The organism is Bradyrhizobium sp. MV1.5 (genome assembly GCF_055807615.1).
Window position 1 is genome coordinate 1 of sequence record NZ_JBVVPL010000050.1, and the last position, 16,501, is coordinate 16,501.

A 16,501-nucleotide genomic window follows, 5' to 3' on the forward strand; every position below is an offset into this window, starting at 1 on the left:
GAATCATCAGGGATCAATAACCATTGATCGTGCGCTGCTCGATGCGGCAGGCTTTCTAATCAACGAACGGGTCGAAACTCATAATATTGAAACTGGAGCGCAATGCGCAAACTATGTAATCGAGGCGGCTCCAGGGTCAGGCACCATAAGTCTGAATGGGGCGGCTGCCCGACTCGCAATGCCCGGATATAGAATCGTTGTGATTGCGTACGGCTCATTCGATGAGGCCGAGGCGAACGCGTTCAGACCACGCGTTGTGCTGGTTGACCGAAACAATCGCATCGCGCCTGGTTAGAACACGGTGGCAGGTCGCTGACATGGTATCAGAAATAGCTTTCATGCTGTCGGCAAAATCCGAGAATGGGCATTAAATTCGGCTCGCTCGAAGAACTGCGGAGTCCAGTTCCCTCACATATGCTCCGGGAAGAGGGGCCCAGCCGAACAATGGACGAGCGATCACAATGAATCGCGTTGATTGAGATCGCAATCCGTGAATGGCGTACCGAAGGCGTAATGATGGTGTGCGGATCGTGGTGTTAAGCATCTAGCGGGTGTAAGTTTACTTGGAGCGGCTCGAGAAGTTCTCGATGGCAAATCGCAGCTGCACGTACTTGGCCGGATGCGCCTGCACGTTTGACCAGACGCTATTGTCCGTGGTGCTCGCGCTGGGTGATGTAGCGGTGAAGACTTGCAAGTAGGTCCACTCGGAGGTGAGAATGCAGAGCTGCCGCGATCGCTTCGGCCGTTCCGCGATCGTTCCAGCTGTGGAAAGCTCCGACGGATCGACAACTCCTCCAATTCTTTCCGCCTAATTAAGTGAACCACCCTCATTGCGAACTTCGCTGATGTCTAAGCTAGAAATGCCCTTTCAATGGGACGGCCCCTTTCGCTTGAAGGGCAGATAGCCGAGGAGCGAGCTGTTCGCGACACTGCGCACGTCTACTGTCAAGAACAGCTGCTGCCGTCCGTGCAGGAAGCATTCCGTAATGAAAAGACCGATATTGGCATTTTCAGAAGCATGGGCGAGCTTGGTCTGCTGGGGGCCACGATTCCAGAGGCCTATGGCGGAGCCGGCTTGAATTACGTTTGCGGAAGTAATCGAAGAGATTGCGAACGTCGTGAGTGTGGTCAACAGTGTGGCTGCCGAGGTTGGCATCGCCATTCAGCAGTTGGACACAACAACCAAAGACATTATCCACTCAATGCAGCAAGCGGCTGGCGGTACAACTTATGTGGAATCCAACTTGTCTACCGTGGCGCGCGTAGCCGATCGTACCAACCAGGCCGCCGTTGATGCTAAAGGGGCGTCCTCCGATGTGGCCCTTCGGACAGCTGAACTGCGCACCGTAATTAGAGAGTTCCTCGAAAACGTCGCGGCTTAGCTGAGCGAAGAGTCGAAACGAAACTCCGTTCTGGACGAGGCGAGGGCGGCGTTCGGCTGCATAAATCAAAAGATAGTTGCCTTGCTGATCACCGATCATGGCGGTGATCAGCATTGACGACCCCCGGAGGTCCATAGGTCAGCCGGGCGAAAGTGGATCTGTTTGCCGGAGCGGGCATGCCGAGTATGGTTGCTAGTTGCGCCATGCCTTCTGCGGGCTTGCAAAATGCGTGTCTGGCGGGCGACTACGCGACCGCGCTCGAATTGCAAGACGAGCTGACGCCCTTGCAAGTGGGCCCAGTCTACCAATACCCGACGAGAATAAAGGCTCGATGGCGGGCGGAGCTTTTCGTCAAAAAGTCCATGATAGGCGCGTGGACCTCGACATGGAGCGCCAGTTCATGTCCGGCAACAGAAGCGATTTATGTGATGCTGCCGTATTGCGCGACAGCGGGGGCTCTTGACAAAATCTATGCCGGGACCGGAGAAGGCACCGATTTTCTGACCTCATGGCATTTGCAGGCAATTTTGCCGATTGGGACGAAAAGTGTCCCGCCAGGACGAGAGCTCGTGCTCGGATCGGAACGATTGCCGCTTTATATATGCGAAGTGCGTCAATCGACGCGAATCCGTCGAAGACGACACCAAGAGAGCAGGAATTACTCGTCCGTAGCGCGCTTATTGCACTACGCGGCCTTTCGCTCGGGAGTAAGTTGTGCGGACTCGCGGCGAGTGCCGACAGCTCATCGAGCCACACCGTAGCAGGGGTGATGCGAGCCAAATCGGGCAGCTGATTCCATTTGACAGGCCTCGAAGCAAATTGGGGCGCGTCGCAATCAGTGTGAAGGCCAAATGCCTAGCGTCTATAGGAGGCGAGAATGCGTAGTAACTTGGACAATTCGCGCCACGGTTCAGACCGATGCTGCCCGATTTGCGGAGGACAGTTTGGACTGATTCGTTACTACAATTGGCGAACGGCTCTTTGCTCGAGAAAGTGCGTCGATCGCCTCAAGGCGCGGCGGGAAGCAGACCTCAGCTGGTTACAGTCGCCACAGGTTGCCTATCATGGCGCGCCTCTGAGGTAGAATCACGGACGGCATGATTGCGCAGAGGTGGCTTTTGAACCGCGCTTCACCAAGGCTGGGCCAAGCATTTCTGGAGCCGGGAAGCGGCATCGGTCAGTAGATTCGCGAACTCTGATCCAAGAGAATGCGATGCGAGCTAACTGGGCTTGCGGCGAGTGGTCCGCAGAGAATTGAGTGTTTCTACGCTGTTTGAGAAAGCGGCGCGGAGTCAAAAGGTCAAAGAAATGTCAGCCACCATCATCGATTTTGGCACTTTCAAAGAGAGCAGGCGGCTTTCGCGTAGAACAGGAGGCGAGGTGCCGTACTCGACAGCGCTCCAAGGCGCGCTCGCCCCTCTTCTCCTTTTTCCGTTTTTTTTGGCTTGGATGCCGTTTTGCCTGATGGCGTTGCCCGCGGGGGACCAAAAGACTCCCGGCGCATGGCCAGAAGATGGTGTCTGACCTCCACGCCTTTCACTGCGCCATAGTTCCCCACTGATGAAAGGGCACCATGATCGGAGAGCTTCGTAAGCTTGAGTGGCAGAATAAGATAAATCCGCAATTCGCTCGACCGTCGTCATCGCAATTCCCGTGATGTGTGCGGCGCGAACGCTAGTCCACGAAGTGGATGTCGAGAGACAAGGAGTTCAAGGAATGAGTCACATTCCGTCCTCTATCAGCGAAAGAGTGACGATCCCAATCCTAGGGCGCTGGAAGAAGGAGGGACGTCGTCTCGCCATGACCACCGCTTACGATGCCGTTTCGGCGCGCATCGCCGATCCTCTGGTAGATATTCTCCTGGTCGGGGATAGTGTCGGCAACGTCTGCCTAGGGCTCGAAAACACACTCCCAGTCAGCATGGCAATGATGAGCCACCACCTTGAGGCGGTGGCCCGTACGAGGCATCGTGCGTTACTGGTGGCGGATATGCCATTCCTCAGCTTTCACCTCAGTGCAGAGGATACGATCCGAAACGCTGGTGGGTTTCTGCAGCGCGGTGCAGATGCTGTGAAGCTGGAGGGCGGAGCCAAGCGCGTCCAAATGATCCGTGCTTTGGTGGATTGCGAAATTCCCGTGATGGGCCATCTCGGCTTCACGCCGCAAAGCGTTACTGTCATGGGCGGATACAAAGTGCAGGGAAGAACAGCTGCTGATGCCCTGCGGCTGCTGGAGGATGCCTACAGTCTGCAGGAAGCCGGATGCTTCGCTTTGGTCCTTGAAGGCATTCCAGCCGAACTCGCGGCGCGTGCAACCGAAACGCTAGCGATTCCAACGATCGGAATCGGTGCAGGCCCCTCCTGCTCCGGCCAGGTGCTCGTATTCCACGACGTACTCGGCCTCACCAAGGGCCACCGTCCCAAATTTGTTCGCGCCTATGCGGAGGGCTTTGGGATTTTGCAAGACGCGTTGCCGCGCTGGGCTGCGGATGTGCGGGACGGTTCGTTTCCGGGCGCGGACGAATCCTATCAGTTGCCTCATGACTGCGGCGAGGCAATCGCACGGTGGACGCCCTCGGGACCGAAGTGAACGCTTCAGATGGAAACCGTCAGGACAGTCGCCGAGCTTCGGCGGGCAATCCGGCAAATTCGTAAGCCGGACAACCGGGTCGGCTTCGTTCCCACGATGGGCTATCTACACCAGGGGCACCGGGCCCTGATCGAAGCAAGCAGGCCGCAGTGCGATGTCAGCGTTGTGAGCATTTTCGTGAACCCGACTCAATTCGCTGCAAACGAGGATCTCGGCACTTATCCCCGCGATTTCCTGCGCGACGAAAAACTGTGCCGAGATGCCGGGGTCACGATCCTCTTTGCGCCGGATACAAAAGAAATATATCCGGCTGGATTTGACACCTTCGTTGAGCCCGGCGAGCTCGCCAGGCCCCTCTGCGGAGCTTTCAGGCCGGGGCATTTCCGAGGCGTTGCAACCGTAGTCTGCAAACTGTTCAATATGGTGCAGCCTGATGTTGCAGTTTTTGGACAAAAGGACTTCCAGCAATGCGCGGTCGTGCGTCGTATGACGGCTGATCTCGACTTTCCAATTGAGATCCTCGTCCTACCAACAGTGCGAGAGGCTGACGGGCTGGCGCTGAGTAGCCGCAATCGTTATCTCAGTCAGGAGCAGCGTCAGCGGGCGCTCGCCATTTGCCGCGGCCTATTCGCCGCGAGCGAAGAGTTTCAAGCAGGAGAACGAGACGCAAGCCGACTGCTAGCGATCGCGAGGCAGCATATGGCAGGCATCGACCAGCTCGAGTACCTCGATTTGGTCGATAGCATTGACCTTAAACCTGCTGAAAGCCCATTAGCGACTACGGCGGCCCTCTGCGTGGCGGGCTATGTCGGCTCAACTAGGCTGATCGATAATATCATATTGCCTGTGCCCGCGTGACATTCGAACGCCCCGCCGGTCCGAAGATGTCATGCCAGGCCAGCTGGAGAGGTGCAATTTCGGGGAGGCTACATGCGTGGCCCGTTCAACGAAGGAGCGGCGGCATGGGGGATTGTTGGATCTATGTGAGGCTGACAGCAACGGCGACCCATGGTGAGGCGTGCCCCAACATGATCGCCTCGAGTTTCAGGCCCTACACCGATCATCGACGACCCCGAAGTCAACCATCGTCATGTATTTGACGTCGCCATATTCTTCCTTATCGTGACGCGAGCCTTCACGGCCAAGACCGCTCTCTTCGAAGTCGGCGAACGGTGCAACCTCAGTGGTGATCAGCCCGGTGTGGGCGCCGAATGGCGGATTCCAGCGGCTCGGGGACGCGTCAGACTCCCTCTTTCTTGAACCCAATCACCGACGGAAGAGGACCGAACGTCTCCTCAAGGGCGATCTACGAATCCGGCCGTGACATTGGCGAATCACGGTCGGCTCAAAGAACGAGCGGCCAAGCGCGTGATGCTCGCAGCCCGTCAAGACCTGCGCCGCGCTTCAGGACGTCCGCGATGTTGCCCCCAACTTTGTCGATCGGCTCCGTGTTGATCGGCGGACCGCCCGTAACGCCTGCCTGGGTGCCGTCGCGTGCTGCGGCACCCGGCGAGCTCGGTACTTGCCGGTGGATTGTCATGAAAAGCGTGGCACGCCAAGCCAGCTTCACTCATGGAGCAGGCCTCCCGGAGAAGCGATTGAACCCTTCAGAAGATCGCGCACAATGGGCGAGCTTGGCTTGCGCAGCGGCCCCGAGTTTCATCGCCGTACGCCTAGCTCTTTGAATCCAAGAGATCCAATTTGCCATTAACAGCTAAAGAAAGGCCGCGCGAGTTACCGCGCGGCCAAGTCAGGGAGGAAACGCCCCGAAGGGCACTGAGAGAAGCCCAGTGAGTAAATGAACTCACTGGCACTCCAATCTTGCACGAAACGTCGCGAAATCGTGCAAGCAGACATCGCATACTCATTTCTTTGAGAGGATTGGCGGCGTTCCGTAGGATAAGTTGCAGCTTTTATGCGCAAATGGCGGCAAGCTTGCAGCGCAACCGCTGCTTTGAAGGCTGTTTCGCGTATGGTCGGAGATTGCGTGCTCCTCACAGACACCATCGTGCACATCGATCTGTGTATTCGCGCGTACGCTCAAAGAGCTTGGTTCAGGTTTTCGAAATCAATCTCAATTAGTCAGCGCCTCGTCACGACGGGCTGTCCGCGATCCAGCAGGACGCGCTGTGCGTCCTGGCAGTGTGTACGAGCGCCAGGCGCGTCGAATAAAACCCTTGAGGCGCTAATGCGCCAAGTGGCAATCGGAATTCGCCGGACATCATCACCGGTTTGCGGCTGCCGCATAGGGCTGCGCGAGCAGCTGGCACTGCTAGGGATTTCGGGGGTTATTGTCACAGGCGCGATCTGCGCGGCCGCCATGCTCTACCTCAGCGTTGCGGAACGAGAGTCGAGGGCGAGTGACGAGTTCAAAGGTCATGTCGCAGCGTTGTCACAGACGTGGCCAAGAAGCATGCGGAGAATAAGGAACTCCAGCTTGCGGCACTAGGGGTCGAGACATTCGTGGCGGATGTACACGACGGCGACCCCATGAAGGATGCAAACTCTCTGCGATCCGTGAGCAATCTTTGTGCCATGCGGTTCCAGAACGTAGTCTTGGCGCAGCGTAACCTCGGCTTCAGCGAGAATGAGGGATTTCAACGCAAGTTACGGAGTGCTGTGCAAGCCGTTGAGCACCCAGTGACCGAGCTCAATCAGCCTCAGCTCGTGATGTCGATGCTAAAAGATGCGACGCTACGAGAGCGAATTCCTGTTGCCCGGGCGAGGACAAGAATGGCGACCAGCTCGTGGACTGTGACGCAAAAGTTGGTACCCTCCTCAGGCATAGCGACTTTGCTCCCGAGGTAATGTCGGCTGCCCTGGCGCTCATCCGTGCATAGAAATCGGATTTTCTAGCGCTTATGGTAACCAAGCAGACGCTGCGAGAACAAGTCGACGACCTCAAGCAAATCGACAGCGCATTCATCCGATGCTTAAGACGATTGTAGCTGCAGCTGATGTGCGTTCGCGTCTCGGGGATGCCGTTGCTGATCACGTTCGGCGGGAGTCGATCTGGATTATCGCGCTAGCAGCAATGGTGGTGGGGCTGCTCGCCTTCCTATTTGGTCAGCGCATCGCCAAGACGGTCGCGTCAATGACCTCGGCTAGCCTCGCAGCCGCGGCGGAGAGGATCGGAAGCGTGGTCCGATTGATTGCCGCGATCACGCGGCAGACCAATTTACTCGCACTGAACGCGACCTTCAAAGCAGCGCGCGCGGGCGAAGTGGGTGGAGGATTCGCCGTCGTAGCGCAGGAAGTGAACTCCCTTGCCTCGCAACCGGCTGAAGCAACCGTCGAAATTGGCAAGCAGATTGGCGATATTCAGGCAGCCACGAGCGAAGCGGTCCAAGAGGATACTGACGTCGGCGTCATCGTCGCTCGTATCGCCGACATCGCCATGTCTGCCGTCGCCTCAATTGAGGATCAGAAGCCGACTGGCAGGGATATCGCGCTCACTTTACAGGAAGCTGCGGCAAAGGCTGTTGAGGTGGCCTCGAGTGCGGGCGCAGTTACAAATCGGGCGACTGAAACGGGAGGAGCTTCAGTGCAGGTGCTCAAATCAGCTGAGCAATTGTCTGGCGAAAGCACTAGGTTAAGGCATCAGCTCGACCGGTTCCTTAGCGGAATCAGGCGGAGAACCTTGCACCTTGAGCTCCGACGTCGCTACTCGAACGCCTTGAAGGTTTGGGACATGCTACGCTTGCTGTCGCCCGTTTGTTGTCCATCGTTCCGTAAGCGGATAACATGATCCGTGGGATCGTGTCCTGGCGGCCGGGCTTGGGTCGATCGGCATGCTTGCATTCGCAAATCCTAATTAAGCCGGCCCTATCGCGGTCCGCTGTTTGTTAGGGCGCTCGGAAGTAAAGGGCGGTGAACTGCTTGCTTGTTCCGAAGAGGCGAGCTTTGCGGTGCCGCAAAAGTGCCGATCGCTGCTTGGTCGATGAGGTTAAGTGTGAGCTATTATTCGCAGTCGTCCGAAGGCGACTGGTGGCGCAGAAATCCTGCAGATTTTGAAGTCGTGGCAACCGATTTAAGCCGCTGAGAGCGGTCACTTGCTAGAAATTGACGTGGTGATTGCAGCGACGCTTCATGGGCGCCTCATGCTCTCGTCATAACCTGTATTAGATCATTGCTTGCTCAGATCGCGCTGATGCAGAACGACAAGAGCGATTAGTCGTCGTCGACATCCACTCGACGCGACAGTCCCAGCTACGCCTCTAAAAAATATTGCAAGAACGGCTTCGTTTGCGAAGTAAACTGCGCAGTTAACCCGAAACAAAAGCGAGTTCTTTTCATTGACTGATGGAAGATCGCTCTTACATTTTCAGTGTCCGAGCGAGGTCATGATGCTGAAGTGAAATCCGGCCGCGCTGCTCGAAAAGAAACTTATCGATGGGACCAGGAAACGCCAAGTCGACGAGCGGTCGGCGGGTGGCGGAGCGTTATTTGCTGGATCATAGGATGAGGATAGAGCGATGCAAGATGCAAAGATGGTGGGCACGTTGATCCCGCGGGCAAATATCATTCGGTGCGCGCCTCGGCTGGGGGCTGAGATCGTAGGGGTCGGACTTTCCGCTGATATCCCGAATGATGTTCTCTGTGCTATCCGCCGGCTGCTGCGTGAGCACCAAGTGATCTTCTTCCGAGAGCAGAAGCCTCTTGCTGGCGCCGAGCACAAGCGGCTCTTGGAACGGCTTGGCAATGTGGGATCGGAGGCTGCCTATCCACATGGCAATGGGCCTACAAATGTCACCCACCGGCTCGATCCCGGATTCTCCATTTTGCGTGCAGCGGCAATCGCATCTGGTCGCGCGACAGCCTGGTCGAATATGCGAACTGCATATCTTGACCTTCCGTTGCCGCTACGAAGATTCGCTGACGATCTATGGGTGATCAGAGATGATGAGGCGGCGGATACCACGGACTCACGGCTCGCGGATGCAGACACTATGTTTGCGGATGAGTGGCCTGACCAAACGAAAGCTGTCGTCGACCATCCGGTGGTCGAGATCCATCCCGAGACGGGTGAGCGTGTTCTCGCGCTCGGAAAATGCGAACGTCACTTTGTTGGACTACAGAGGTATACGAGCAAAAGGCTATTTCATCTGCTTCGTTCTTATATGACTGCGCCGGAAAATGCTCTTCTGTGGAGCTGGAAACACGGAGATATAGCGATCTGGGACCACCATTCGGCCCAGCTCTATCCGATTGATGAGCGTCAGAAAGACGCAATACGTCGTGACACCTTGCCTGACGAACTGAAGCGGAGCCTGCGTAGCGCGCAACGGCCTAACACGCGAAAATCTGAGAGCGCGAGGGCTGCTTGATTGCGTTCTGAGCGAGTCAGGAGCTAAGAAAGCACGGCCGTACAGCACGAGCGAGCGGTTCCTGGCGACGGGAACGCTGCGGGTTTGAAAGAGATCAACCCGACTTTTGCGCGCCCGAGCAAAGGCGTCCGATTGCATTGCTCTCTCCCGGTCATTGCGCCTGGCAAGCGCCGCCCCGGCAGCGACAGCGGCGATGATATTTCTAGGCTCGCCTAGATCTCCTAATCAATTCGATTATTGTCAACCATTTGTTGCGACCTGCGGCTTGAGTATGACGCCGCCGTGAGCGCACTTGCGAAAGCCGACATGGAGCGATCAAAGCCGGCACGTGGGTCCTTGCTGTTTTTAAGCGGCGGCATAAAGCGTCATGCTGTCGACAAAGGCGCCTTGAGCTACAAAGAGAGAAGGGGAACGGCGGCATCTAAGGCCGGACGGTTCGTCGTCAGCTCAAAAGGATTGGTAGACAGGTCTGATCCAACGGATCGGTCGCGAGACGACATCGGCCTGGATGGTTAAGCTTCTGCTAGATTAACGCTCGTGAATACTTCGGCTAAGTCAGATGACGGCGTGTGAACGAAGCTTGAGTGCGATCGGGAGGCCCGGTGGGAGATCGCTTGAATGCTGCGCGTGCCTCGTCAGGCCGAGTTCCCGTGGGGAAGGCCGGTTCAGCATGCCTTGGCTGGAGTTTCAGTATCGCGCCGGCTCAGCAAGACTGCATCGCAGCCCGATAGCCTTCTCCTAGTGTGCCAAGCACAAACCAGCTTAGAGTCCCTGCGGGCTTGAAAGTTTAACAATCTTGAATTCTGGGCTAGATCGATTTCGCTACGATAGGTTTTCCCTTGGGGGTCCTATGCTTGATCCTGCAACCACAGCACTTCTGCGTGCCGTCCTTGATGAAGTCTGCGAACATATTTCCAGCCATGACACCGGAGCGCGCGCTCACGTCGCCTCAAAGATGCTGGAAGCCGCTGCTCGAGGCGATATTTCGCGCGAACGCCTCAAGCAAATCGGACGTGAGGCTCTCACCGAGGCGCCAACGATGTGGCGCTAGGCTGTGTGGACAATTACCCTAGCCAGCGCAGACTTGCGGCGATAGCGACGGCGGCGAAGTAATTTTGCGCTGTCGTTTTGTATCGCCTGGCGACACGTCTGAACCGCTTCAGTTTCAGAAGCAGCATTCGATCAGGTGACGCTTGGCGCAGAGAGGCTTGAGCGGATGTTTAATGGCGCGTGAGGGGTGGTTCGGAATGACGGCTTGGGCCCCTTTTTTGCGGAGATCGCGGATCGCAACGCATCGGAATCATAGGCGGCATCGCCCATCACGACCTTGGCTGCGAGCCCCTCGATGAGCGGCGGGGCCTGTTGACATCGCCAGCTTGACCTGCCGTTAGGACGAAGCGGACCGGGCAATTCCAGTCGCGCACAGCCATATGGATTTTAGTGGTCAGGCCGCCGCGCGAACGCCCGATGGCCCGATTATGAGCCCCGTTTTGCGCTTGGCGTCGGCAGGCGCGCACAGGCGTCTTGCGTGCGGGCTGGGCCGGTGCAGCGCCAGGATGACGAAGTCCGTTTTGCGGCAGTCTACATTGCGCCAGACCGGCAACCGTTGAGCCTGCGGTGAAATCGAGATTGAGTTTGCGGCCGGGGCTCGGATGCCGATCACAGGCGCGGTTGACGCGGCGACGCTGAGCGCAGTCGTGGCGGCGCTGCCTGATGGACGGTCACGATGATTCCGTTGCCGGCCGGCGTGCGGGTATGGCTCGCAACCGGCTATATCGACGTGCGGAAGCGCTTTCCGTCGCTGGCATTGCAGGTTCAGGAGATCCCTGCATCGCGACCCGCTGGGCGGCTACCTGTTTTGCTTCCGCGGCCGTCGCGGCAATCTCTTGAAGGTGATCTGGCACGACGGCCAGGGTGCCTGCTTGTTCACGAAGCGCCTGGAGCGGGGTCGCTTCATCTGGCTGAGCCCGGTGGAGGGGGTGGTGATGATCTCGTCGGCGCAGCTCGGTTACCTCCTGTCGGGAATCGACTGGAGGCACCCACAAGATACGTGGCGGCCGACATCGGTCGAATGAGCCTTTGAACTTGTGGATCGTGATGATGTGATTCCATCATCGTCGTGACCACATCTGAATCGCTTCCCACCGATCTTGCCGCCGCGCATGCGATGATCCTCGCGAAGCGCGCCGCGCGCCTTCAAGCGAAAGGGGTCGCGGCGAGCGCCAAAGCGGAAGCTGCCAACGCGAAGGCGGCCGAGGCGCTGATCGGTTACGCAAACGCACGCGGCTTGCCGCGAGCGCAGTGCCTTGGTGATCTCCCCCGGATCTGACAACATTTGTCCGCATCAGGAAGGGCCATCTACGAACTTCCAAGCGCATCGTCCAGGATGGTTTTCAGGCGGGCCGCGCCTTTGACCAGTTCGCCATCGAGGTCCGTTCTGATAGCGACGGGATAGTCGTTGCCGATCTCCACGGCATGGCCGGGACCGTTGTGAACGAGCGTTCCGGCCGGCAGGAGCTGATAATCCTTCAATGAGAGCGTGTGGGTCATTTGCCCAAGCAACGATGCGGGCTTGGTCATACGGTGGAAGGTCCACGGTGGGCTAGGGGCAGGCATCCAGTGCGTCGGCGCAACTAACCCCAAGAATACGCTTCTAGGTCGACTAGCGAATCGTCCCACAGGGTGGAACGTCGAGGCGCGCGTGTATGCCGTGCCATCCGAGCGGGTGGCGAATCGCCAATGAGCTCCTTGAGTTTGGCTTGGGAGCCTGGATTTAAGTGCGCTGCGCCAATATTGCAAGGACAGAATGACCGAGCTACCCCCATGCTAGGGTAGAAGATGTACTTACTACGAAGGCTGCGTGCAGAGCGGGAGTAAAAGTCTGAGAGGCGTGACGAGGCTTTCTCACCGTTGATGAAGTGCATCCGGTCGCCTCACAGATGGAGCCAAGGCGCGTGAGCTAAGGGATGTTTACCGGGGGCATCGGGCCGGTCGGGAGCGGCTCGAAAACATTCTGGTGTTGGCCGCGTGCCGCCAAAATGATCGCAAACGCCGTAAGGAGGATCAGAAGTCCGCGCATTTCAAAGAAATACCTGAAATAACCTGGTAAAATTATGGAGCCATTCACATCCGCCGATCCGAATGCATTCGGATGTGAGGGATGCCTTGATGCGAGACGGAGGCAAGTGGCGAGACTGCTCAATAGCGCTCTTCGCGCGCCGCAAGTCGGCAGTCCTTCCTGCAGAATCGTCGAAAAAATGCACAGGCGTTCCACAATGGCAGGAAGAATGCGTCGGGTTCGATTAACAATTCTCAGATCGCTAGCGTTTGAGCGTCGGCCGGCTTCTTTCAGGCGATCGAGGGCATTCCATGTACGGATGTGATCTTGTCTCCGTTGGCTTGTTGGCGCTCACTGCTGCTGGGATCGCTTTGCTCTGCTCCAGCCTGCTCGCATTCGCGTTGATCTAGCTCGAATGACCGGACGCGGCCTCTTGATTGTGCACCTGATTTGATCGGCCATGCCCGGTGCGTGGCGAAGCGTAAGGATCAACCTATCGAGTACGAGGGAACACATCGAGGTATCCGCTACTTCCTCACATTCGAGTCGATCGGCTATTGGCACTACTCCTTGTTTGTTTGGGGACACGGTCAGGTTGGGCAGAATCCAGGCCCGTTTAGGCCGTTCGCCGAGTTCAAAAGTTATCGATAGAGTCCTCAGGCAGAAGCGAGACATTCCGACGCCGAATGAACTCCAATGAAGGCGCCGAATTGGAAAGGTGCCCGGAAATTTAAAGATTTCTGATGTCACTCATCTTTCGGATGTAGAAGCCCTGCTTCTGAACAGCCGATCTGATCTCGTGACTGACGCTGATGACGCGTCTTTTCTTTCTTCGCCATTTCCCGAGAGCCCCGATAAAGGGAAACGGGGCGCCCTGCGCAACCACCAGAAAATCATGCTTGTCGTTTACATACACGTCGAACATTGTGCCCTCTAAAGGAGCTTGGCTGAACCAATAACGGATAACGCGTGCTAAGCGTGTTATGTGACAGCGACAATCGTATGCGTAAAGCTACCTGAAAACAAAATTTCGATCTTTGGTCGGAGCTCGTGCTTATTTCGGATTGTGGCCGGCGTACACGATCAATCGCCAGCCAATCGTTCATTGACCGGGTGTGCGCGCGTGATCGGATTGCGCCGGTAGCACGCGTCGCGACGCAATGCCGCTTCCGCGCTGCCAGCCCATGCAGCGGCAAATTCCGGGATACTGAGCCCCGGTACGCTTCGTCAAAGCCTGAACAGTCGATACTTGCAGATAGTTTGTCTTCTTGTAACTAGCCATTCGACGTCTCTCAATTGGGTCAATTGTTATGTTGCCAGCGCCTGACTAGCAGTCCTTATCCTTTCGTCAAAATAGGCCTTGAGTGAACTTTGCCCGGGTGAAGAGTGGGAGAAAACTGTAGGCGTCGGTTCTCTGGGACTTCGCGCCTCGACGTACGTCCCCCTCTGGTGGGCACCGGAACATTAATCTGGGATCGCGATTGCATCATGCGTTTGGAAGGGTTCCGCGCAGGAATCATGCGCCTTGCGGGGTATTGCGGGCATGCACCTGTATCCGCGCTGCAAGATCGAGGCCCACGAGTGCTGCCGGAGAGACGGCCCCTTCAACGTGTGTGCAGGCCAGAAAAAGTTGATGCCGCGGGGCGCATTCGACCGAGGCGACGACGGTCATCGGACCACGGCATCGTTCGGATGGCACCCGTCGGTGTGTCAGGTCTCGCAATATCGACAATGATCGTTATGCTGAAAGTCCAAAAAAAAGAAGGCGCTGAAAGCAGAAATTCAGCGTTGGCGCCCCCTTCATTGCACCAACAGGAAGCAACACTTCGATACTATCTGGCATTACTGACGTCAGCTACGCACATTGTGGACGAGGGAGTAGGACATGTTTCGCTATTTCTACCGACTCCGAATGTACAGTTATGCAGAGGCTCTGGTCCGAGGCAGCAAGCGAGAGACCATCCAAAGGATCCAACTTCAGTGCATTCTCATGCAGCTCGGGAATCAACTCGTGTCTTCGCCGCGGGCCGTGGCCACAGCGGAACAGCCTGCGCAGTCTCATAGTGAGAGAGTGCGTCGAATGTGCTTCACTCGGGCGCTGCAGTGACGCCCTCGTATCCCGCGCAACGGTGGATGATCGCTCGGATGCTGACCGGCTCTACAAGCGGGACTGTTCCTCTTTCTGGCCGAGGGTGCTAGCCGCCGCATGAGACGGGCGAGGGACGACCTTGGACCCGTTGCAAACGATTTGATGAGCAGATGCTAGCTCGCCCTTCGGCAGTTCTGCTCGACAACACGGACCGGCCGTTTCACGATTCGTGGACTGTGAGATCAACTGGAGAAGCAAGGAAACATTCGGATGCCGTACTACTCTTTTGATCTCGTAGTTGGAGAGGAGTACAAAGATCAAGGAGGCCTTATCCTCGAGAATGTTGAGCTTGCCGGCGATCGAGCGGATCAACTTGCGACCGAATTGTCTATTGTGTACCCCGAGCTGAGAGATAAGGGCTGTTCAGTTCGAGTGACGAAGTCTATCGCAGACCGCTCGATCCGGTCCCGTCATGGGTGAAGCGCCGTGACTCACGCTGTCTCTAGCCGGGCGAGCGGCTCGACAGAGTTACCTGGGCTGGGGACAGGCCGACAAGTTCCTCATAGCGGCGAGCATCGGTCGCGCCCTCGGTATTGATCAGGAAGACTCGAGAATCGCGTCCAAGCCCGACCTTGTCCCGCACAGTTTGCTTGGAAGCGACCTTCAGCAAGCCCGCGAGACCAACACCACCACTTTCGCCTGAAACAACAGCGGGGTCAGTATTGCTGGGATTGGCAAGCTTCCTCATGACGTTGATTGCGTCCTCGTCTTCCACAGTCATAAAGGCATCCGCTGTGCGAGAAAGGATGCGCCAGGCGACGAGCGAGGGTTCGTAGCATTCGAGCATTGCCATCACCGTCGACTGCCCATGATCTACCTTCACAGCGCGTCCAGCCCGCGCGCTTTCAAAAAGACACGCTGCGCGGGCGGGCTCAACAACCGTGAAAAATGGAGGGTTCTTGCCGAGCAGAATTGAAAGATGGCCCGCGACCGCTGCAGCAATACCGCCCACACCCGATTGGACGAAGACATGTGTCGGGACCTGGGGCAACTGGCACAGAGCTTCGCTTACAAGGGCAGTATATCCCTGCATCACTAAGCCGGGAATGCGCTCATACCCTGGCCAGGAGGTATCGGACACAGTAATCCAGCTGTTTTCGGCTGCAACTCGCGACGCCTCGCAGACGGAGTCATCGTAGTTGCCATCGACCCGGATCATCTGGGCCCCATAGCGACCGATCGCGTTGATGCGCTCCACGGTGACACCTGAATGAACGAAGATGGCGCACTTTGCTCCTACAAGCTGAGCGCCCTGAGCTACCGATCTGCCATGATTGCCGTCTGTGGCGCACGATACCGTCATCTCTCGCGCCACGGCCTTCACTTCGGGATTTTGTAGCTCGGACACATCAACATCTCGGCCGAGCCGCCGCGTGGCTTCTTCCAGCACCAGCCGGATCACGGCATAGGAGCCGCCCAAAGCCTTGAAGCTGCCAAGACCGAGTCGATGACCCTCATCCTTGAGATGAATGGAGTTCACGCCGATTTCGCCAGCGAGCCCTGCTAATGAAAGGAGCGGCGTTTCCTTGTGACCTTCGCGATACCTCAGAAAGCGCTCGACGTCTCGAGCGGCGTCGATACTCAAAGTGTCCGCATCGGCAACCTCCAGGATGGCCCGGTAATCGGGATGATGGTTGAGGAGTAACATGGTTCGACTTTCTCCAGCCAATAAAGCTCAATTGCCCATGGTTCTCGAGCAACGCGAAGCACAACGCGCGCACGGGGATCACATGTCCTGGCTCCAAAGTTCCCGAACGAGTTGCTGCGCCCACTATAACAGCACTGAAGAGAGGCGAGCGATGACAAAGTCGCGTAGAACGATGCTATCTGCGGCATTGACGAAGTGAGCGCCTCGGAGTTGCCACCCGACCCAAATCCCCAAGTCGTTTTCTTGGATTCTCGCGCTCGTGGCCGTCTCCCTCGCTCTGTGCGCCGGGGCAGCTTGTTATTGGACTAACATCGAAACAGCTTTCGCGACGTCATCGCGCATGAACCT

At 57.1% G+C, this 16,501-nt stretch carries 13 protein-coding genes and 1 pseudogene; 9 read left to right on the forward strand and 5 right to left on the reverse strand.

All coding sequences use genetic code 11. The annotated features are described in order from the left end of the window. Together AC0L2J_RS30300 and AC0L2J_RS30305 are read left to right on the forward strand one after the other, a co-directional pair. Positions 1-295 (forward strand): aspartate 1-decarboxylase (locus AC0L2J_RS30300; RefSeq protein ID WP_473395445.1); only part of this gene is annotated, 295 nt, incomplete at its 5' end. A 576-nt stretch (positions 296-871) separates the two neighbouring features. Then, on the forward strand, positions 872-1,294 hold the full coding sequence (locus AC0L2J_RS30305) for an acyl-CoA dehydrogenase family protein (protein WP_473395446.1): 423 nt from the start codon (positions 872-874) through the stop codon (positions 1,292-1,294). Here AC0L2J_RS30305 and AC0L2J_RS30310 read toward each other — a convergent pair. Together AC0L2J_RS30310 and AC0L2J_RS30315 are read right to left on the reverse strand one after the other, a co-directional pair. Next, the gene (locus AC0L2J_RS30310; RefSeq protein WP_473395475.1) at positions 1,200-1,496 is read right to left on the reverse strand and encodes a hypothetical protein; all 297 of its coding nucleotides are present in this window, start codon (positions 1,494-1,496) and stop codon (positions 1,200-1,202) included. The genes AC0L2J_RS30305 and AC0L2J_RS30310 overlap by 95 nt on opposite strands. A 1,178-nt stretch (positions 1,497-2,674) precedes the next feature. Next, entirely contained in the window at positions 2,675-3,025 is a 351-nt protein-coding gene (locus tag AC0L2J_RS30315; protein WP_473395447.1) for a hypothetical protein, read from the reverse strand. 73 nt (positions 3,026-3,098) lie between these two features. On the opposite strand from AC0L2J_RS30315, the gene panB reads away from it, so the two are divergent. The 5 genes from panB to AC0L2J_RS30340 all read left to right on the forward strand — a co-directional run bounded on the left by panB (position 3,099) and on the right by AC0L2J_RS30340 (position 10,349). Beyond that, positions 3,099-3,971, forward strand: coding sequence for a 3-methyl-2-oxobutanoate hydroxymethyltransferase (gene panB / locus AC0L2J_RS30320; RefSeq protein WP_473395448.1), 873 nt, complete (start codon positions 3,099-3,101; stop codon positions 3,969-3,971). Positions 3,972-3,980: 9 nt separating this feature from the next. Then, complete coding sequence (gene panC / locus AC0L2J_RS30325; RefSeq protein ID WP_473395449.1) at positions 3,981-4,829, forward strand: pantoate--beta-alanine ligase; 849 nt, start codon at positions 3,981-3,983, stop codon at positions 4,827-4,829. 2,071 nt (positions 4,830-6,900) lie between these two features. Next, the gene (locus AC0L2J_RS30330; RefSeq protein WP_473395450.1) at positions 6,901-7,719 is read left to right on the forward strand and encodes a methyl-accepting chemotaxis protein; all 819 of its coding nucleotides are present in this window, start codon (positions 6,901-6,903) and stop codon (positions 7,717-7,719) included. Between the two features lie 727 nt (positions 7,720-8,446). Then, positions 8,447-9,298: a TauD/TfdA dioxygenase family protein gene (locus AC0L2J_RS30335; protein ID WP_473395451.1), complete on the forward strand. Its 852-nt coding sequence runs from the start codon at positions 8,447-8,449 to the stop codon at positions 9,296-9,298. An 850-nt stretch (positions 9,299-10,148) separates the two neighbouring features. Further along, positions 10,149-10,349, forward strand: coding sequence for a hypothetical protein (locus AC0L2J_RS30340; protein WP_473395452.1), 201 nt, complete (start codon positions 10,149-10,151; stop codon positions 10,347-10,349). A 13-nt stretch (positions 10,350-10,362) separates the two neighbouring features. Here AC0L2J_RS30340 and AC0L2J_RS30345 read toward each other — a convergent pair. Beyond that, positions 10,363-10,794 (reverse strand): annotated as a pseudogene (locus tag AC0L2J_RS30345) (IS5 family transposase); the annotation flags it as partial. 357 nt (positions 10,795-11,151) lie between these two features. On the opposite strand from AC0L2J_RS30345, the gene tnpB reads away from it, so the two are divergent. After that, positions 11,152-11,373 carry an IS66 family insertion sequence element accessory protein TnpB gene (gene tnpB / locus AC0L2J_RS30350; protein WP_473395473.1) on the forward strand — a complete coding sequence of 74 codons (222 nt, stop codon included), beginning with the start codon at positions 11,152-11,154 and terminating at the stop codon, positions 11,371-11,373. Positions 11,374-11,465: 92 nt separating this feature from the next. Beyond that, positions 11,466-11,627 (forward strand): hypothetical protein, encoded by a 162-nt coding sequence (locus AC0L2J_RS30355; RefSeq protein ID WP_473395453.1) that lies wholly within the window; start codon positions 11,466-11,468, stop codon positions 11,625-11,627. A 29-nt stretch (positions 11,628-11,656) separates the two neighbouring features. On the opposite strand, the gene AC0L2J_RS30360 is transcribed toward AC0L2J_RS30355, so the two are convergent. Both AC0L2J_RS30360 and AC0L2J_RS30365 read right to left on the reverse strand, forming a co-directional pair. Beyond that, positions 11,657-11,878 (reverse strand): hypothetical protein, encoded by a 222-nt coding sequence (locus AC0L2J_RS30360; protein WP_473395454.1) that lies wholly within the window; start codon positions 11,876-11,878, stop codon positions 11,657-11,659. Between the two features lie 3,069 nt (positions 11,879-14,947). After that, complete coding sequence (locus AC0L2J_RS30365; protein WP_473395455.1) at positions 14,948-16,153, reverse strand: diaminopropionate ammonia-lyase; 1,206 nt, start codon at positions 16,151-16,153, stop codon at positions 14,948-14,950. Positions 16,154-16,501 lie beyond the last annotated feature (348 nt).